Below are 18,539 nucleotides of genomic sequence, written 5' to 3'. Positions count from 1 at the left end.
TCAAACGATTTTCGCGGCGTATAATAGCGGAGTTTGCTGTATTGGCGCGACTTGGCGGTAACCGTTTCCCACCGTTCACGTGCGCTGTACAAACGGCAAGCGAAGTAAACGTAGAGGTTCGTGTGAGCCTCGCAAAACCAAGGAGAAACATACATGTACGCTATCGTTAAGACTGGTGGCAAGCAGTACAAGGTTGCTGCTGGCGACATCCTCGTCACCGAGAAGCTTCAGGGCGAAATTGGCGACAAGGTTGAGCTGCAGGCTATCGCTGTTGTCGACGGCACCAAGGTTGTTGCCGATCCGGCTGAGGCTGGCAAGACCAAGGTTGTTGCTACCATCGTTGATCAGTTCAAGGGCGACAAGGTCCTCGTCTTCAAGTTCAAGAAGCGCAAGAACTACAAGAAGCTGCGCGGCCATCGCCAGCTCCACACTCGTCTGAAGATCGAGAGCATCGGCTAGTTAGTTTAGAAGGTAGGTAGATTACTCATGGCTCATAAAAAAGGTCTTGGCTCCACCCGTAACGGCCGCGACTCTCATTCCCAGCGACTTGGCGTGAAGCGCTTTGGTGGCGAGCACGTCGTCACCGGCAACATCATCGTTCGCCAGCGTGGTACCCACTTCCATCCCGGCGAGAACGTCGGCCGTGGCAAAGACGACACCCTGTTCGCACTGTGCGAGGGCACCGTGGAATTCACGAAGAGCACCCGCCGCAACAAGGGTTATCGCCGCTTTGTGCATGTTCGTCCTCTGACCACCGAGAGCGCTGAATAGCCTCACGCAACCAGAGGGGTTTCATAAGGGGAGGAAAAAGCTCGTCGCTTTTGCGGCGGGCTTTTTCCGTATTTGAGGTGTGTGCGCCGTATTGGTGCAGGTACATGCGTATAATTCGAGAACACGTTATTTTCTTGCAAGGAAGCGCACCGCAAAAGCCTCAATTCATTGGGCGTCCCATGCGGCGCGACATAGGCTTGGGCAAGCGGCGCGCAGGCGGCGATATGCCCCAACGATATCGATAGGAACGCTATGTTCGTAGACAAAGTACGCATTTACGTGAAGGGCGGCGACGGCGGCGCGGGCTGCTTGAGCTTCCGCCGCGAGGCTCATGTTCCCAAGGGCGGCCCCGACGGCGGCGACGGCGGCCATGGCGGCAACGTCGTGCTCGAGGCCGACCAGTCGGTCTCGTCGCTGCTCGACTACCGCTTCAAACATCATTTCAAGGCAACGCGCGGCACCCACGGCATGGGCAAGCGCATGCACGGCGCCACGGGTGACGATCTTATTCTGAAGGTTCCTGTGGGCACGGTGGTGCATGAATATTCCGAAGAGAAAAAGGAGACCGGCGAGCTTATCGCCGACCTTACGCATGACGGCGAGCGTGTCATCGTCGCGGAAGGCGGCCATGGCGGTCGCGGCAACATCCATTTCGTGACCTCCACGCGCCGCGCTCCCGCGTTCGCTGAGCTGGGCGAACCCGCGCAGGAGTGCTGGATCGAGCTCGAGATGAAGCTCATGGCCGACGCCGCGCTCGTTGGCGTGCCTTCTGCGGGCAAAAGCTCGCTCATCGCCCGCATGAGCGCCGCGCGCCCCAAAATCGCCGATTATCCGTTCACCACGCTTGTTCCGAACCTGGGCGTTGTGCAGGGCGACGAACACAACTTCGTCGTGGCTGACATTCCGGGCCTTATCGAAGGCGCTCACGAGGGCAAGGGCTTGGGCCATGAATTCCTGCGCCATATCGAGCGCACTGCACTCATCGTGCATGTCGTTGACATGACGGGCGGCTATGAGGGCCGCGACCCGGTGGAAGATTACCGCATCATCAACAACGAGCTTGCGATGTACGCCGATGAATTGGCGCAGCGTCCTCGCATCGTAGTTGCCAACAAAGTCGATGTTCCCGGCACTGAAGACGCCGTGCGCCGCTTGAAGGAAGAGGTACGCAAAGACGCCATCGCTGCCGCGAACGGCAATGAATTCGCCGATGGCGTCGACGAGGCTTCGCGCGTGTTCGAGATTTCCGCTCTTACGGGCAAGGGCGTCGATTCGCTTATCCACGCCATCGCCGACAAGGTATTCGAGCTGCGCAGCGCTGCCAAAGAAGCCCAGGAGGGTGAGGTTCAGTACGACCAGGTGTGGCAGCATAAGCGCGAACAGCGCGACCGCAAATATACTGTGCGCAAACTTTCCGATGGCATCTTCCGTGTGGAAGGCGTGCAGATCGAGCGCATGGTTGTGCAAACCGACTGGGAAAACGACGAGGCGCTGTCGTTTTTACAGCATCGCTTCAATCGCTTGGGTCTGGAAAAGGAACTGCTCAAGGCGGGCGCAGTGAATGGCGACGAGATTCGCATTCTGGGCCGAGCGTTCGAGTTCGAGACGGCCGAGTCGACCGAAGATATCTTCGCCGAACTCGACGATTAGCATAGTGAAGGCGTGATGGGAATGGCTGCAGAAACTTCCGCAAACGCGAAGGCGTACAAGACTGCCGTTATTAAAATCGGCTCGAACACGCTGACCGACGACGAGGGAAAGTGCGACCGCGCTTATCTCGCCGATTTGGCGCATCAGGTGGCGCGCGTTCGCCGCGAGGGTTGGCGTGTGATTATCGTAAGCTCTGGCGCCATCCCGTGCGGCCTTGAAGCGCTGGGCTTGCCGCTGCGCCGCCCCGATGACATGCCCACCGTGCAGGCTGCGGCAAGCGTTGGGCAACGCGCGCTTCTTGCGGCTTATGACCAGGTATTTTCTCCGTATGGCATGCTCACGTCGCTCGTGCTGCTCACGCGTCGCGATACCGCCGATCGAAATGCGTACCTGCATGCGCGCGACACGTTCCGCCGCCTCGTGGAATTGAATGCCGTGCCTATCGTGAACGAAAATGACACGGTATCGGTCGAGCAGATTAAGTTCGGCGACAACGACACGCTTGCGGCGCTTGTCGCGTGCCTTGCGAACGCCGACCGCGTCGTTATTCTGAGCGACATCGATGGCCTGTATACGTCGAACCCCAAAACCGACCCGTCGGCTCGGCTCATCAAGCGCGTCGACCGCATTACGCCCGAAATTCTTGCCGGCGCGTCGGGCGCTGGCAGCGCTGTTGGCTCGGGCGGCATGATCACCAAGCTTACGAGCGCGCGTGTGCTTGGCGCGGCGGGCATTCCGCTCGTCATTTGCAGCGGCCGCGCCGAAGACGCCGTGGTGCGCTCGCTTGCCGACGACCCAATTGGCACGCTGTTCACGGGCGCCGATGTTCCGCATGAAATCACGCCGCGCAAGCTTTGGATAGCTCTTGGCGATTCGGTGAAAGGCACGCTGCTTGTCGATGCGGGTGCTGCTCGCGCTATCGTCGAAGACGGTGCTTCGCTGCTTGCTGTGGGTGTGAAGAACGTTGAAGGCGAGTTCGAAGCGGAAGATGTGGTCGATGTGGTTGATGAGGCCGGTTTCGTGATTGCGCGCGGCCTTGCGCGCTGCTCGGCCGAATCGATGCGTTCGGGGAAGGCCGACATCGCTGTGCATCGCGATGAGCTAATCTTGTTCGAGTAGGCAATCAAGGCCGCCTTGTATGGGGAATGCGGCTGCCAGGTGTTTTCTGAATAACGTTGCTGCGGACTGGGCTTGGCGTGCAATTCCGATAGATTCCGCACGAGCAGAAGGCGCCAGTGGCGCCTTCGCCGCGAGCAGGACTGCCCGAAGCGGAAGCGCATGTCGAGCCCAGTCCGCTCAGGTTGTGCGATTGGAGACAATGATGACCTCAATCGAAGAGTCGGTTCGTGATATTGCGCTTCGCGCGCAAGCGGCTTCGCATGCGGTGGGGCGCGCTTCAGAAAAGGTTCGCAACCAGGCGCTTTTCGCCATGTCAGCTTCGCTTCGGGGCAATATGGCCGACATTCTCGCGGGCAACAAGGTCGATATGGAAGCTGGCAAAGCTGCCGGCATGTCGTCTGGCTTGCTCGATAGGCTTTCTTTAGATGAAGGCCGCGTCAATGCCATGGCCGATGCCCTTGAATCGCTCGCTGGCCTGCCTGACCCGTTGGGCCGCGTGCTCGAGCGCCGCGAAATCGAAGGCGGCATCGAGCTTACGCGCGTGAGCGTACCGCTGGGCGTTGTCGCCATGGTGTATGAGGCGCGCCCGAACGTCACGGCCGACGCTGCGGGCATTTGCCTGAAGTCGGGCAATGCGTGCGTGTTGCGCGGCGGCTCGCAGGCCCTCCATTCCAACGCGGCAATCGTTTCCGCGCTGCGCGAAGCGGTCGTTTCCGCGGGCCTTCCCGCCGATTGCGTTTCCTTCGTCGATACCGCCGATCGCGCGGCGACCGATGCCCTCATGCGGCTTCACGGCATTGTCGACGTGCTCATTCCTCGCGGCGGAGCCGGCCTTATTCGCCACTGCATCGAATGTTCGAAAGTGCCCGTCATCGAGACGGGCACGGGCAATTGCCATACCTATGTGCACGAAACGGCCGATTTCAATCGCGCCATCACCATTCTGCTTAATGCGAAAACGCAGCGCGTGGGCGTGTGCAATGCATGCGAATCGCTTCTCGTCGATGAATCCATCGCTGCCGATTTCCTGCCGAAGGCGTTGCGCGCGCTTGTCGAAGCGGGCGTGACTATCCATGGCGATGCGGCGGCTCGGCACGCTGCCGATTTGGCAGGGGATGCCGTGCTTTCGAGGTTCGTTGATGCGACCGATGACGATTGGGGTCGTGAATACCTTGCGCTCGAGATAAGCGTGAAGACGGTTTCTGGCGTTGAAGGGGCGATTGCGCATATCAATCGTTACGGCACCAGGCATTCCGAGTGCATCGTGGCCGGCGATACGACGCAGGCGGGCGCCGATGCAATCGAGGAATTTCTCGCGGGCGTCGATGCCGCTGCGGTGTATGCAAACGCTTCGACCCGTTTCACCGATGGCGGCTGCTTCGGGCTTGGTGCTGAAATCGGCATCTCCACGCAGAAGCTGCACGTGCGCGGCCCCTTCGCGCTCGAAGCGCTTACCACGTACAAATACCAACTCCGTGGGTCGGGCCAGGTGCGAGGCTAGCGTGACGAATGACAGCTTGAATGTGAGCGATTTTTTGAGTGCCGGCTGCGGTTCTGTCGAACAATCGAGCGAAGGCCAGTTCCTTGCGAAGCTGGGCGCCGATGGACGTCCGTGCCGTTTGGGCGTTATGGGAGGCACGTTCGACCCCATTCATAATGGCCACCTCGAAATCGCTCGTCGCGCATGCGAATCGCTCGGCCTTTCGGGCGTGCTGTTTGTGGTTGCGGGCGACCCGTGGATGAAGCATGGGCGCGCCTTGACGCCTGCGGAAGACCGCTTTGCCATGGTCCAGGCCGCTATTGAGGGTGACGTGCGCTTTGCTGCAAGCCGCAGGGAAATCGATCGCGTGGGGGAAACCTATACGGTCGATACGTTGCGCGAGCTGCGTCGGTTTCTTCCCGCACACGTCGAGCTGTGCTTCCTTATGGGAGCCGACGCTGCGGCTCGTTTAGGGGAGTGGCGCGAGGCGAGCGAGCTTGGCGGCCTTGCGAGGTTCGCCGTGGTGTCGCAGCGTGACGACGTGTCGCTTGACGGGCGTGACCTTTCCCGCCTTGCTCAAATCATTGATGCGCGCGAGATATTGCAGGTAGCGATGCCTCAGATGGATGTATCTTCTACCGATTTAAGGGAAAAAGTGCGTCAGGGGCGCTCCATTCGCGATGAGGTGCCAGCGGTTGTGGCAGACTATATCGAGTCACACGGGCTCTACCAGCGCTGAATCGCTGGACGTATGCAAGGGGCGATTGATATGGCCAAGGCCAAATCGAAGAAAAAAGAAAAGAAGCTGAAGAAGCGCCAGGAGCGCTGCGAGCAGGTTGCCGCGATTTCTCCTGACCGTTTCGACGAAATGCGCCAGGCGCTGCAGGCGCGCGTGAAAGCGTCGCGTTACCGCCATTCGCTCGGCGTTTCCCAAACCGCCGAACAACTGGCCCGCATCTATGGCGTGAATCAGAGCGAGGCGGCAGTTGCGGGCCTTCTGCACGATTGGGATAAGTCGCTAACGGGCGACGAACTCAAGCGCAAGGCGAAAAAGCTCAAACTCGCAGGTAAGGAAGTGCGCGAGCATGCGACGGGCGTGCTGCATTCGTGGACGGCTGCGGCAACGCTGCGCGACGAATTCCCCGAGCTTTCTGATGCTGTGCTGCAGGCGATTGGCCGACACACGTGCGGTGCGGTTGGGATGTCCGATTTGGACATGGTGGTGTTCGTTGCTGACATCATTGAGCCGGGCCGCGATTTCCCCGATATCGAGGGGTTGCGCGCCGCGGTGGGCGAGGTGTGTCTGGAAGAATTGTTCTATCGCACCTACAAGGCTAACTTCATGTATCTGCTTTCTGCCGACATGGTAGTGGCGCCGCCGTCGCTTGACGTGTACAATTCCCTGGTCGTTGAGCGCAAAGAACGCCTTGAGGCTGAACGTGCCGCGTGCGATGCGCCGGCTGGGGATGAAGCCTCGGAAGCGCAATTGCTTGCTGTCGAAATCGCTCGTCGCGAGCAGCTGGCGCGCGAGGCCGAACAACAAATGGCGCTTGCCCGCAAGGCTGCCGAAGAGCGCGAACGCGTGCGTGAAGAGAAGCGAGCGAAAATGCAGGCCGAAGCCGCCGAGGCGCGAGCCAAGCAGCCTGAGAAATCCAAGGTTGAGTGCACGCCGAATGGCGCGCGCATTATTCCCATTCAGTAAACCGTTGGGCGCCTGCCCAAAAGCTAAGAAAGGATATGCCGAATGGCAAAAGACAAAGGACTTACCGCCCTTGAGAAAGTGATGATCGCTGCGAAGGCGGCCGATTCCAAGAAGGCTACCGACATCGTGATTCAGGACGTTCGCGAGCTCGTGAGCGTGACCGATTTCTTCGTTATCGTGACCGCGCAGAACAACCGCCAGGTTGCCGCTGTGCTCGATGCCATTGAAGAGGCCGAGGTTAAAGAGGCTGGCGTGAAGCCGTTTGGCGTCGAGGGCGCCGATGAAGGTTTCTGGGCCCTGCTCGACTTCGGCGATTTTGTGGTGCACTGCTTCCAGCCCGAAGGCCGCGACTACTATCGTCTCGAAGAGGTGTGGAACGATGCTCCCACGATTGACTTCGAACCCGATGAGCCGAAAAGCGAAGATGCCGAATAATTAACAAACCAATATTGCTGCAGCTTCGTATATAATGAAACGCTGCACAAGCCCCCGTGGCTCAACGGATAGAGCACCGGACTTCTAATCCGATGGTTGTGGGTTCGATTCCCGCCGGGGGCACCATGTAAAAGCAAAGCCCGTTCTTTGAACGGGCCTTTTCATTTGTCTCATTCCTCTTCTTAAAGAATTCGATGCCCTGACCTGCAGTTTCGATTCTCTCGAAAAAATTTTAAAGAAAGGGGTTGCGTTGTGGTGGGGACATCTGTATAGTATTCGCTTGCCGCTTGGGCATCACTCAAACGGCATGAGAAACATGGTGGGTGTGGCCTAGTTGGTTAGGGCGCAAGATTGTGGCTCTTGAGGTCGTCGGTTCGAATCCGATCACCCACCCCAGTTTTTCAACACAAGGCATTGTGAGCTATGAAAGCTATGTTCACAATGGTTGCGGGAAACCGCGAACCTTTACATATGCTTTCTTTTCTGGATCGTTAGCTTAGTTGGTAGAGCAGGGGACTCTTAATCCCAAGGTCCGGGGTTCGAGTCCCCGACGATCCACCACTTGCACTTTCGGTGTCGCTGCAGCTGAATGAAAGCTAAGCCGTAGATGACATTGCGTTTAAACGCGCGAACCTTTACATATGCTTTCTTTTCTGGATCGTTAGCTTAGTTGGTAGAGCAGGGGACTCTTAATCCCAAGGTCCGGGGTTCGAGTCCCCGACGATCCACCACTGAAGTTTAAAGACCAGGTCAAGCGCCTGGTCTTTTCATTTATTTCGGGAGTGTAAAAAACTCTTGAATAATGATGGCCCTCTGCTAAATATCGGCGTTCCCCCCTTTCGCCTTGTGCCGGCAGTCGCTATCATAGACGCTTAGTTTTCGAGTCAATTTCGAAACCGCGTGTGCGGTTTGAATAGAGGGAGGCGGTTTTAGGCATGAGCGACATGATGAGGTACTGCGGTAAACGCGCGCTTGTCACGGGCTTGAGCCTCGAGCCGGGTCACGTATATAAAATCGACCCGCTCGAGCGCAAATACGGGCGCGAGGGCTTTTGGGTTGAAATCACCGATGGCGAGTCGCGCTGCACTCGTCCCTACGACAACGCCGATGCGTTTCTCGCTAATTGGGAAATGGCCGAGCCTCCTGTGAACGTTGCGCTGAATCTTCCGTCTAACGGGCGATAGAAAACGCCTTCGGTTCGTATGCATGCCGCCTTCGGGCGGCTTTTCTTTTTTGAGTTTCCATCCCTCGCGCCTACCGAAGGTGCCGCGCGCTGTGCGGTTGCTCTTATGTTTCGACGTGCTTTTGGTCGACGGGACATCTCCATTCCTTTGTATAATGCCACCGGAAGATATTTCGCCGCATGTGCGGCGATTCGGGGAGGTGCGCACGTGACGAGCATGGGCAAAACGCTGGCAATTGTGAATCCAGCGGCAAGAAATGGGGATGGCGCTCGCGGCGCAGCTTTTTTGAGATATGCGGCTGGTTCGGCCGCGGCTCCCTTTGAGGGCATTCAGATTGAGACCACCCGTGAAGCTGGGCATGCGACGGCGCTTGCGGCGCAGGCATCGAACTTCGATTGCGTGCTTGCCGTGGGCGGCGACGGGGTCGTTCACGAAACGCTTGCGGGTCTCATGCGAATTCCACGCGAGAAGCGCCCCACATTCGCGCTTATTCCGTGTGGCAACGGCAATGATTACGCCCGCACGCTCGGCATGTCGTTCGTTATGGAGGAAGCGCTTACGCAGCTTTCCTCCGCGCAGCGCATAAGCGCCGATGTGGGCGTGTGCAATGGCGAGTATTTTGCAGAGACGCTTTCGTTTGGCCTCGATGCTGCCATTGCGCTGGGAACGTACGAACGTCGACGCAGAACGGGTCGCGAAGGTACGCGTTTGTTTGTCGAAGAAGGTGCGAACCAGCTCGTGTTCCACCGCGATGCCTACGATTTCACCGCCATTGCAGACGGCGGCACTTCGAAACAAGGTTCGATGCACCTGTTCGCCGTGCAGATCGGCCCTACGTATGGCGGCGGTTTTCGGGTGTGCCCGAACGCCGATGCGACCGACGGCAAGCTCGATTGCTGCGTTGCCAAGGCGCCGCTGGGCATGCTGAAGGCAGCATATTTGTTCGCCCGCGCGAAAGACGGAAAACACGTGGGACATACGGGTTCGTTTGATTTCTTCGATGCGAAATCGCTTACGTTGGAATTCGATCGCGAGCCTCCGGCCCAGATCGATGGCGAGCCTATTTATGGCACGAAATTCGATATCGCTGTTTTGCCGGGGGCTTTGGACGTGTACTTTGCGAAGGGAGCCGCCCATTAATGAGCACTTTTACCTTCGTACTCATCCTTGGTGCCGCGGTTCTCGTCTCGAGCGCCATCAACCAGGTCGTGAGCGGCGTCGCAACCCCGCTTATCCAAATTGGCATCGGCGTGCTGCTTGCGTTTGCCGGCCTTACAACGTCGAATTTCCAAGTAGACCCAGAGTTGTTCTTGGTGCTCTTCATCGCGCCTCTGCTCTATCACGAGGCACGCAATACCGACAAGGTGGCCTTGTGGTCGAATCGCGCGAAGGTGCTTTCGCTCGCCGTGGGCCTCGTGATCGTTACCATTCTTTGCATCGGCTTCACGCTGCATGCCCTTGAGCCCACCATTCCGCTTGCGGCCGCCTTCGCCCTTGGTGCGGCGCTCGGGCCAACCGACGCCGTGGCCGTGGCTTCGCTTTCGAAGCGCGTGAGCCTTAAGCGTCGCCAATCGATTTTGCTTTCGGGCGAGTCGCTCATTAACGATGCATCGGGCGTCGTCTCGTTCCAGTTTTCCATCGCCGCGCTCACTACGGGAACCTTCTCGCTGATCTCGGCGACGGGCGCGTTTTTGGTGAGCTTCTTTGGCGGCATCGCATTCGGCCTTGTGCTCGCGGCCCTGCTTGCGTTCTTGGTGTCTCGAGTGCGCGACCTCGGGCTTGAAGACACCACGTTTCATGTGCTGCTCGAAGTACTCACGCCGTTCGCCGTGTTCCTTACGGCGGAACACGTAGGCGTCTCGGGCATTTTGGCGGTTGTCGCGGCCGGTCTTTCCTATTCATTTTTCAATCGCGACTTGGGCCCATCGATCGCGCGCATGAAAATCGTGTCATCGAGCGTGTGGCGCGTGCTTTCGTTCGTGCTCAACGGTTTGGTGTTCGTGCTTTTGGGAATCCAACTTCCGCACGCCATGATGGGCATGTGGGAGGAAAAGGCCATAAGCAACGGCGAACTGTTTTTCCTTGTGCTGGTGATTTCCGCCATCGTGATTGGCGTGCGAACGTTGTGGTTTGTGGGCATTAGCTATGTCGGCCGCAAGCAGGTCGCGCAGGCTGAGCAAAGAAATTCTGGCGGCACGCCCGAGCAGGTGCGCCGCGTGCTGCGCTCGATTCGCTTGGTCACGCCCGATTCGCTGAAGGAATCGCTCGCCCTGGCGCTTGCGGGTCCGAAGGGCGCTATTACGCTTTCCATTATGTTCACGCTGCCGTGGTCGCTCAATGCCGCGCCGGGCGTGTTCTCGCAGCGCGAGTTCCTCATCTTCCTCGCATGCGGCGTTATTTTGGTGACGTTGTTGCTCGCGAATTTCGCATTGCCGGCGCTCTTGCCCGATGAGCAGGGCGAGAAGAACTACGCTACCGACACTGATGCGTCGATCGAGGTGCTGCGCGCGACTATCGAGGAGCTTGCGGCGCGTCAAACGAGGGAAAACCGCCGCGCGACGCAAACGGTCATGGCCCAGTACAACGATCGCATCGATCGAATTAAGCAGGGGACGGGCGAACAGGACGACGATTCGGCGCTGCGCCTTGAGGCGTTGGAGTGGGAGCAGGAATACGTGCTTTCCGCAATCGATGAAGAACGCGTGTCGCCTGTGGTGGGTTATCGCATGCTGCGCCGCATTCGCCAGTCGAAAAATCTTATTCAGCGCGACCGCGATGTGTTGTGGCTGTTCGGCATCATCGCCCGCCGCGCCGCCCTTGTTTCTCGCTCCATTACGCGAACGCTGCTCGACAGCAACGTGCTTTCCGACGGCTTCGAAGAGGAGCGCGAGGTGCGACAGCTCCAGGCCGAATCGCTCGAGTACGTGGTGAAGAATCTGCGCGCGCGCCTTGACGACCCGAATTATCGCACCGAGCATGTGAGCTCGCTTATGGTGCAGGTGCAGCGCGATTTAAGACGCGTGAAGCGCATCGGCCGCGACATAGGCACTGTGGCGCGCGTCGAGGACAAGGCGACCGAAGTGCGCCGTGCCGGCTTCTTGATTGAGCTTGAGCATATTCAGCAAATGTACGAGTCGGGCCGCATCAACCGCCATACGGCGAAGCATATGCGCGAAAACGTGCACATGATGCAGCTCGAGCTCGAAGACAAGGTGTAGGGGAAGGGCCTGGTGGCCGCCTCGGCCCGGGATGCAGCCGTCGGCCACGGCTCGCTACCGCTTCGCGCCTTAAGGTGCTTCGCTATGCGTTCGCTTCGCCGTGTTCAACCTTAGACGAAGAACGAGTTTGAACACGGTGGGCCACCGGCAGGCATCCCGGGCCGGGGCGGCCTCTTGCGTTCGTGTGGCGAATGGGGCGGCGCCTGAAGATGTGGCCTTCTTTAGCGGAGCGCTCATCGAACGGCGGTCTTGTGTATTCGAAAGCTGACCTGCACAACCTGCGGGTTTTTTGCTATAGTGCTCTGTTGCGTGTCCATACGGGCATGCGTGCGCTTGCGAAATGCGGGCGTGGCGGAATTGGCAGACGCGCCAGATTTAGGTTCTGGTGGGCAACCCCCGTGAAGGTTCGAGTCCTTTCGCCCGCACCATAGCTCGCGCCGCCGACGTGCCCGAACGCGCGTCTCGGTCAGTCTAGTCTGGTAACACAGGCTTTGAACGAAGATCCAGATGGAGGAAAAGTTGAAAACGAACGTTGAGGTTCTCGAATCCGGCGCCACCAAACTCACGGTGACCATCGAAGCCGCCGATATCGATGCTCGCATCAAGAAGGCTTACAAAGACTTCGGCAAGAAGTACAAGTTCCCTGGTTTCCGTCCTGGCCATGTGCCTCGTCAAATCATCGACGCCAACCTGGGCAAGGAAGCCGTGCTCTCCACGGTTACCGACGAAATTCTCAACGAGTCGTTCCCCGTGGCTATCGACGAAGCCGACCTCATTCTGATTTCCGAGCCCAAGTTCTCCGAGGTCGACGGTCTCGTTGAAGAGGGCAAAGATTTCACCTTCTCCATTGAGTGCGAGGTCAAGCCCGCTCTTGAGCTTTCCGATTACTCCCCGGTTCACATCGAGGTTCCCTTCAAGACCGCTTCTGAGGCTGAAATCGACAGGGAAATCGACAACCTGGGCAACGCTTATCACGACTACAAGAACGCTCCTGCAAACACCAAGGTGAAGGCCGACTCCGTTGTCGAACTCGACATCAAGGCTGTCGACGACAACGGCGAAGACATCGCCGCGCTGTGCAGCGAAGCTCGCCTTTACGAACTGGGCAAGGGCCTGTTCCCGGCAGCATTCGACGAGGAGCTCGTTGGCTGCAAGAAGGGCGAAGAGAAGCACTTCGAGATCGAGGTTGAGTCGAATCCCTGCATGCTCACCAGCATCCTTCAGGGCAAGACCGCCAAGGTCGTCTTCGACGTCACCGTCAAGGCTGTGAAGAAGGTCGTTCTTCCTGAAATCACCGACGAGTGGGTCAAAGAAAACTTCGGTTTCGAAGATGTCGCCGCGCTGCGCAAGCTCATGGGCGAGCAGATCGAGGCTCAGAAGGGCGAAATCATTCCCCGCATTATGGAGAACAACGCTCTGTTCGAGCTGCAGAAGCGCCTCGAGGGCGACGTGCCCCAGGCCATGTGCGACGCCGCCGAGCGCGACCTGCTGCAGAGCTTCTTCGAGCAGCTCCAGCGCCAGGGCGCTACGCTCGACGCTTACCTGGCTGCCCAGCAGATTACTGCTGACCAGTTCAAGGAAGACGTCAAGGCTCAGGCTGCCGACACCGTCAAACAGAACCTGGCCCTCGACGCCTATGCTCGCCACAACAACATCGTTGTGACTGACGAGGAAGTCGTTGACGAGTTCAAGAACTCCGGCGCCAAAGATACCGACAAGCTCTACGCTGAGTGGAAGAAGCAGGGTCGCCTGTCCTTCGTCCGCGAGGGCATTCTGCGCGGCAAGGCTCTCGAGGCTCTGCTGAAGGAAGCCGAGATCGAAGAGGTCGAGCTTCCCACGGCTGACGAGGAAGAGAAGAAGCCTGCCAAGAAGGCTGCCGCTAAGAAAACCACCAAGAAGGCCGCCAAGAAGGCTGACGAGGCCGAGGCCGAAAACACCGAGGCCGCTGCTGAATAGCTTTCATCTCGCGCATTTTCTCGAACAAACCGTGGAGTGCGCGTGACGGCTTGGCTGCAAGGGCGGCGATATCGCTCGTCCGCTCAATAAACGTGGTACAGTCCTTAAGGCTCGCTTCCTGTTTTCGGAAGCGAGCCTTGGTTGTATTATTGCTTCGACTTCGATACAGAATAAAGGGGCAGCATTTATGCAAAACGGATATACGATTCCTTACGTCATCGAGCAGTCGCCCCGCGGCGAGCGCTCGTATGACATTTACTCCCGACTGCTCAATGATCGCATCGTCTTCTTGGGCAGCGCCATCGACGACGACGTCGCAAACGTCGTTATCGCGCAGCTCCTGCACCTCGAGAGCGCCGATCCCGAGAAAGATATCTCGCTCTACATCAACTCCCCGGGAGGCAGCGTGAGCGCAGGTTTGGCCATCTACGATGCCATGCAGTTCATTCGCTGCGACGTGTCCACCGTTTGCATGGGCATGGCCGCTTCCATGGCCTCCGTGCTTACTGCTGCGGGTACCCCGGGCAAGCGTTTCATCACGCCGAATTCGCAAATCATGATTCATCAACCCATGGGTGGCGCCGAGAATCGCACGCAGCAGACCGATTTCGAAATCGCTGCGAAAGAAATGCGCAAGTGCCGCGAGCGCCTCGAAGGCATTCTCGCCAAGCACACCGGCCAATCCATTGAGACCATCCATGCCGATTCCGAGCGTGACCACTGGCTTACCGCTGAGGAATCGAAGGCATATGGCCTGGTCGACGACATCATCACGACTCGCGCTATGCCGAAGAAGGAAGCATAAGGCCTTATGCAGACCAAGAATCCCGATTCTCAAACCATGGACCCGAAAAAGGCGCGTTGCGTCTTCTGCGGCAAAACGGCCGATGAGGTCGCTGGCATGATTCAAAGCCCCGATGGCACGTGCATTTGCGACGAGTGCATTCTGTACTGCACCGACGTGCTTGCCCGTGGCGGCTACCTTGACGGCCGCCATCCCAGCCGGGGCAATATGCCCGATTCGTTCGACGGCGACTTCGACGGTTACGAAGGCCACATTGCGCAGGCCCCGTTTGACGACGAAGAGCAGGGCGCCCCTTCGGCGGCCGAGATTCTCGCCGCACTGCCCACGCCGCATGAGCTTTTCGATCGCCTGAGCCAGCATGTTGTTGGCCAGGAGGCCGCCAAGCGCGCGCTTTCGGTTGCCGTATACAACCACTACAAGCGTATCAGCCTCGGTGCCGAGTCGAATGATGACGACGTCGAGCTTGCTAAGAGCAACATCATGCTTTTGGGCCCCACGGGTTCGGGCAAAACGCTGCTCGCGCAAACGCTCGCGCGCACGCTGCAGGTTCCGTTTGCCATCGCCGACGCCACCACGCTTACCGAAGCGGGCTACGTGGGCGAAGACGTCGAGAATATTTTGCTGAAGCTCATTACCGCGGCCGATTTCGATATCGAGCGCGCGCAGATCGGCATCATTTATATCGACGAGATCGACAAAATCGCCCGTAAAGCCGAAAACCTCTCCATCACGCGCGACGTGTCGGGCGAGGGCGTTCAGCAGGCATTGCTCAAGATCGTCGAGGGTACCGAGGCGAGCGTTCCTCCGCAGGGCGGACGCAAACACCCGCAGCAGGAGCTCATTCATATCGACACCACGAATATCCTGTTCATTTTGGGCGGCGCGTTCGTGGGTCTGGCCGACATCATCGGCCAGCGCGTGGGCAAGAAGGGCATCGGTTTCACGAGCGATGTGCCGCAGTCGAAAAAGCACGCCGAAGCAGAGCTTCTCGAAAAGGTGCTGCCCGAAGATTTGAACAAGTTCGGCATGATTCCCGAATTTGTGGGCCGCATTCCGGTGATTTGCTCGCTCGACGAGCTTACCGAAGACGATTTGGTTCACATTCTTACCGACCCGAAGAACGCGTTGGTGAAGCAGTACGTGCGCATGTTCGAGTTCGAGAATTCCGAACTCGTGTTCACGCCCGAAGCGCTGCGCGCCATCGCGCACGAGGCGGTCGAGCATGGCACGGGCGCGCGCGGCCTTCGCGCCATTTGCGAGCGTGTTCTGCAAGACGTGATGTTCGATTTGCCTGAGCACGCCGGACCCACGAGGGTGGTTATTCGCCCGAGCGATATCGAGGGCGAAACGAAACCCGAAATCGAGCAGGCGGCCGACGCGGCTGTCGTCTCCGAATAAATGCCACGGCCTGGCCGCATGCGCGGCCGGGCTGTTTCAGTATTCCGCCTTACAAGCAAACAAGTTGGGAGCAGAGAGTGGAAGAGCTTTCCAAGAACTATGACTCCGAGGTGCTCGAGCCTCGCATTCTCGATAAATGGCTCACCGGCGGCTACTATGCCCGCCGCCCGGGCGTGGGTGACTGCACGGTCACCATTCCGCCGCCGAACGTCACCGGCGTGCTGCACATGGGCCACGCCATGGACGATACTATCCAAGACACCATTATTCGCTTCAACCGCATGCGCGGCGTATCGACCCGTTGGATTCTCGGTACCGACCATGCGGGCATTGCGACGCAAACGAAGGTCGACAAAAAGCTCGCCGCGCAGGGCATTTCCCGCCGCGAGCTCGGTCGCGAGAAGTTCATCGACGCCTGCTGGGATTGGACGCATGAATACGGCGGACACATCATTGAGCAGATCAAGCGCATGGGTTGCTCGGTCGATTTCGACGACCCGCACTTCACCATGGATCCCGAATATGCCACCGCCGTGCGCAAGGTGTTCTGCGATTGGTACCATGACGGCCTTATCTACCGCGGCAAGCGCATCGTGAACTGGTGCCCCACCTGCGGTACCGCCATTTCCGACGACGAAGCGGAATACCAGGAAGAAGATGGCCACTTGTGGCACCTTCGCTACCCGCTCGTCGAGCCCATTGACGGCGTGGAATACATTGTGGTCGCTACCACGCGCCCCGAGACCATGCTCGGCGATACGGGCGTTGCGGTGTCTCCGAAAGATCATGACAAAGACAAGTTCGTGGGTGCGAAGGTCAAGCTGCCCATCGTCGACCGCGAGATCCCCATTTTCAGCGACTTTTATGTCGATGCCGATTTCGGCTCGGGCTTCGTGAAGGTCACTCCTGCTCACGACCCGAACGACTTCGCGATGGGCGAGCGCCATGGCCTCGAGAAAATCAATATCTTCGATGAAACCGCCCACGTGGTTGAAGGCTACGGCGAATTTACCGGCATGAGCCGCGAGGAATGCCGCGAAGCCGTTGTCGCGTGGTTTGAGGAGCACGGCCTGCTCGATCATGTGGAAGACCACCATCATTCGGTGATGCATTGCTACCGCTGCCCGAGTGCCCTTGAACCGTGGCTTTCCGAACAGTGGTTCGTTGCCGTCGATAAGCTGAAGGGTCCTGCGACCGAGGCCGTCACGAGCGGCGAAGTCACGTTCCACCCGGCCCGTTGGACGCAGACCTATCTCACCTGGATGGAAAACCTGAAAGACTGGTGTATTTCCCGCCAGCTGTGGTGGGGCCATCGCATCCCGGTGTTCTACTGCGCCGATTGCGGTTGGGAAGACGCGTGCATGGAAGACGTGGACGTGTGCCCGAAATGCGGCGGCCATCATGTACATCAGGACGAAGACGTGCTCGACACGTGGTTCTCGAGCCAGCTGTGGACTTTCGCCACGCAGGGTTGGCCGAACCACCCCGAGCAGCTCGAGGGCCATCATCCTACGACGGCGCTCGTTACCGCGCGCGACATCATCGCGCTGTGGGTTGCCCGCATGATCATGTCCTCCACGTACTTCTTGGGCGAGATTCCGTTCCATGACGTCGTGATTTACGCCACCATTTTGGCGAAGGACGGCAGCCGCATGTCCAAATCGAAGGGCAACGGCGTCGATCCCATGGACCTCATCGCGAAATACGGCGCCGATGCCATGCGTTTCAACTTGCTCACGCTGGTCACGAACAACCAGGATGTGCGCTTCGACGCCGACATCGACCCCGAAACCCACGAGCTCATTTCTTCGCCGCGCACCGAGCAGGCGCGTGCTTTCGTCACGAAGATCTGGAATGCGAGCCGCTTCGTGCTTGGCAACCTCGAGGGCTTCACGCCGGGCGAGCCCGTTGCCGCGACGCCTGCCGATGCGTGGATCTTGTCGCGTTTGGCTGGCCTCTCCGAGCGTGTGACCCAGGGCATTTCCGAATACAAGTTCGGTGAAGTGGCCAGCGATTTGCACGCGTTCTTCTGGAACGAGTTCTGCGACTGGTACATCGAGTTCTCGAAGGCGAGTCTGCGCGAGGGCGCCGATCCGGTTGCTCGCCTGCAAACGCAGCGCAATCTCGTGTTTGTGCTCGATTCCGCCCTGCGCCTTTTGCATCCGGCCATGCCGTTTGTGACCGAGGCTCTGTGGGAGCAGCTGCCTCATGCGGAAGGCGAAAACGCCGAGGCTCTCATGGTTGCCACCTGGCCTGAGCCCGAGACGCTTGCGCGCTTTAAGAATGCCGAAGCCGAACGCGCGATTGAGCTGGTATGCGGCGTCGTTTCCGCCGTGCGTTCCACTCGCGCCCGCTATGGCATCTCGCCGAAACAGGAGCTTGCCATTACGGTGAAGGCGCCCGCCGAGGTCGTTTCCACCATCAACGAGCAACAGGAGCTTATTGTGTCGCTCGCGCGTGTGAACGTGGCCGGGGTTTCCGCCGAAGCCGAAAAGCCCGCGGCATCTAACGCCACGCTCGTCTCTGGCTGCGAGGTCTACTGCCACCTCGAGGGCCTGGTCGATTTCGAGGCTGAACGCGCGCGTCTTTCCAAGGAACGCGAGAAGCTCGAGAAAGACGTTGCCAAGCTTGACAAGAAGCTCTCCAACCCGGGCTACCTTGCCAAGGCGAAGCCTGAAATCGTCGAGAAGGACAAGGCGAAGCATGCCGAGTTCGCTGCGAAGCTCGAGCTGGTTGCCCAGCAGATCGCCGAGCTGTAGGCGAGGGTCTTTCTGCCGAATATCGAACCTTCGCGCCGCCGAATTTCAAAATTGCATAGAGA

15 protein-coding genes and 5 tRNA genes are annotated in these 18,539 nt (G+C 58.8%); all 20 read left to right on the top strand.

Translation table 11 applies throughout. The features are described from left to right. Positions 1-153 precede the first annotated feature (153 nt). The 20 genes from rplU to DMP05_RS06080 all read left to right on the top strand — a co-directional run bounded on the left by rplU (position 154) and on the right by DMP05_RS06080 (position 18,477). Complete coding sequence (gene rplU / locus DMP05_RS06175; RefSeq protein WP_114615419.1) at positions 154-459, top strand: 50S ribosomal protein L21; 306 nt, start codon at positions 154-156, stop codon at positions 457-459. A gap of 27 nt (positions 460-486) precedes the next feature. After that, on the top strand, positions 487-771 hold the full coding sequence (rpmA, locus tag DMP05_RS06170; RefSeq protein ID WP_123219621.1) for a 50S ribosomal protein L27: 285 nt from the start codon (positions 487-489) through the stop codon (positions 769-771). Positions 772-1,023: 252 nt separating this feature from the next. Beyond that, entirely contained in the window at positions 1,024-2,421 is a 1,398-nt protein-coding gene (obgE, locus tag DMP05_RS06165; protein ID WP_123219620.1) for a GTPase ObgE, read from the top strand. Positions 2,422-2,442: 21 nt separating this feature from the next. Next, entirely contained in the window at positions 2,443-3,540 is a 1,098-nt protein-coding gene (gene proB / locus DMP05_RS06160) for a glutamate 5-kinase (RefSeq protein ID WP_123219619.1), read from the top strand. Positions 3,541-3,739: 199 nt separating this feature from the next. Then, complete coding sequence (locus DMP05_RS06155) at positions 3,740-5,041, top strand: glutamate-5-semialdehyde dehydrogenase (protein ID WP_123219618.1); 1,302 nt, start codon at positions 3,740-3,742, stop codon at positions 5,039-5,041. 1 nt (position 5,042) lies between these two features. Next, positions 5,043-5,759, top strand: a complete 717-nt coding sequence (nadD, locus tag DMP05_RS06150; RefSeq protein WP_244595075.1) for a nicotinate-nucleotide adenylyltransferase — start codon at positions 5,043-5,045, stop codon at positions 5,757-5,759. A gap of 30 nt (positions 5,760-5,789) precedes the next feature. After that, on the top strand, positions 5,790-6,722 hold the full coding sequence (yqeK, locus tag DMP05_RS06145; RefSeq protein ID WP_221182919.1) for a bis(5'-nucleosyl)-tetraphosphatase (symmetrical) YqeK: 933 nt from the start codon (positions 5,790-5,792) through the stop codon (positions 6,720-6,722). 42 nt (positions 6,723-6,764) lie between these two features. Next, the gene (rsfS, locus tag DMP05_RS06140; protein ID WP_123219617.1) at positions 6,765-7,157 is read left to right on the top strand and encodes a ribosome silencing factor; all 393 of its coding nucleotides are present in this window, start codon (positions 6,765-6,767) and stop codon (positions 7,155-7,157) included. 50 nt (positions 7,158-7,207) lie between these two features. Next, positions 7,208-7,283: transfer RNA gene (locus DMP05_RS06135), tRNA-Arg, on the top strand. A gap of 193 nt (positions 7,284-7,476) precedes the next feature. Further along, positions 7,477-7,553: transfer RNA gene (locus tag DMP05_RS06130), tRNA-His, on the top strand. 89 nt (positions 7,554-7,642) lie between these two features. Continuing rightward, positions 7,643-7,718: transfer RNA gene (locus tag DMP05_RS06125), tRNA-Lys, on the top strand. A gap of 94 nt (positions 7,719-7,812) precedes the next feature. After that, positions 7,813-7,888, top strand: a tRNA-Lys gene (locus DMP05_RS06120). A 204-nt stretch (positions 7,889-8,092) separates the two neighbouring features. After that, positions 8,093-8,341, top strand: coding sequence for a hypothetical protein (locus DMP05_RS06115; protein ID WP_114615413.1), 249 nt, complete (start codon positions 8,093-8,095; stop codon positions 8,339-8,341). Between the two features lie 216 nt (positions 8,342-8,557). Beyond that, positions 8,558-9,481, top strand: a complete 924-nt coding sequence (locus DMP05_RS06110; protein ID WP_123219643.1) for a diacylglycerol/lipid kinase family protein — start codon at positions 8,558-8,560, stop codon at positions 9,479-9,481. Then, positions 9,481-11,559 (top strand): cation:proton antiporter, encoded by a 2,079-nt coding sequence (locus DMP05_RS06105; RefSeq protein WP_123219616.1) that lies wholly within the window; start codon positions 9,481-9,483, stop codon positions 11,557-11,559. Before DMP05_RS06110 ends, DMP05_RS06105 begins: the two co-directional genes overlap by 1 nt. 342 nt (positions 11,560-11,901) lie before the next feature. After that, positions 11,902-11,987: transfer RNA gene (locus DMP05_RS06100), tRNA-Leu, on the top strand. A 79-nt stretch (positions 11,988-12,066) separates the two neighbouring features. Further along, on the top strand, positions 12,067-13,515 hold the full coding sequence (gene tig, locus DMP05_RS06095) for a trigger factor (protein ID WP_123219615.1): 1,449 nt from the start codon (positions 12,067-12,069) through the stop codon (positions 13,513-13,515). Between the two features lie 187 nt (positions 13,516-13,702). Continuing rightward, a complete protein-coding gene (locus tag DMP05_RS06090; protein ID WP_123219614.1) occupies positions 13,703-14,320 on the top strand; it encodes an ATP-dependent Clp protease proteolytic subunit in 618 nt (205 codons plus the stop codon). A gap of 6 nt (positions 14,321-14,326) precedes the next feature. Further along, complete coding sequence (gene clpX, locus DMP05_RS06085; RefSeq protein ID WP_123219613.1) at positions 14,327-15,718, top strand: ATP-dependent Clp protease ATP-binding subunit ClpX; 1,392 nt, start codon at positions 14,327-14,329, stop codon at positions 15,716-15,718. A gap of 77 nt (positions 15,719-15,795) precedes the next feature. Beyond that, positions 15,796-18,477, top strand: coding sequence for a valine--tRNA ligase (locus DMP05_RS06080; protein ID WP_123219612.1), 2,682 nt, complete (start codon positions 15,796-15,798; stop codon positions 18,475-18,477). Positions 18,478-18,539: the final 62 nt, after the last annotated feature.

The organism is Slackia isoflavoniconvertens (assembly GCF_003725955.1).
Taxonomy (GTDB): Bacteria; Actinomycetota; Coriobacteriia; order Coriobacteriales; family Eggerthellaceae; genus Slackia; species Slackia isoflavoniconvertens.
This window is presented reverse-complemented; position numbering and strand designations above follow the sequence as displayed.

What these genes read in the sequence shown, in the direction of transcription:
- rplU (WP_114615419.1), top strand. Translation starts at nt 154, where the DNA reads ATGTACGCTATCGTTAAGACTGGTGGCAAGCAGTACAAGGTTGCTGCT.
- rpmA (WP_123219621.1), top strand. Translation starts at nt 487, where the DNA reads ATGGCTCATAAAAAAGGTCTTGGCTCCACCCGTAACGGCCGCGACTCT.
- obgE (WP_123219620.1), top strand. Translation starts at nt 1,024, where the DNA reads ATGTTCGTAGACAAAGTACGCATTTACGTGAAGGGCGGCGACGGCGGC.
- proB (WP_123219619.1), top strand. Translation starts at nt 2,443, where the DNA reads ATGGCTGCAGAAACTTCCGCAAACGCGAAGGCGTACAAGACTGCCGTT.
- DMP05_RS06155 (WP_123219618.1), top strand. Translation starts at nt 3,740, where the DNA reads ATGATGACCTCAATCGAAGAGTCGGTTCGTGATATTGCGCTTCGCGCG.
- yqeK (WP_221182919.1), top strand. Translation starts at nt 5,790, where the DNA reads ATGGCCAAGGCCAAATCGAAGAAAAAAGAAAAGAAGCTGAAGAAGCGC.
- rsfS (WP_123219617.1), top strand. Translation starts at nt 6,765, where the DNA reads ATGGCAAAAGACAAAGGACTTACCGCCCTTGAGAAAGTGATGATCGCT.
- DMP05_RS06115 (WP_114615413.1), top strand. Translation starts at nt 8,093, where the DNA reads ATGAGCGACATGATGAGGTACTGCGGTAAACGCGCGCTTGTCACGGGC.
- DMP05_RS06110 (WP_123219643.1), top strand. Translation starts at nt 8,558, where the DNA reads ATGGGCAAAACGCTGGCAATTGTGAATCCAGCGGCAAGAAATGGGGAT.
- DMP05_RS06105 (WP_123219616.1), top strand. Translation starts at nt 9,481, where the DNA reads ATGAGCACTTTTACCTTCGTACTCATCCTTGGTGCCGCGGTTCTCGTC.
- tig (WP_123219615.1), top strand. Translation starts at nt 12,067, where the DNA reads ATGGAGGAAAAGTTGAAAACGAACGTTGAGGTTCTCGAATCCGGCGCC.
- DMP05_RS06090 (WP_123219614.1), top strand. Translation starts at nt 13,703, where the DNA reads ATGCAAAACGGATATACGATTCCTTACGTCATCGAGCAGTCGCCCCGC.
- clpX (WP_123219613.1), top strand. Translation starts at nt 14,327, where the DNA reads ATGCAGACCAAGAATCCCGATTCTCAAACCATGGACCCGAAAAAGGCG.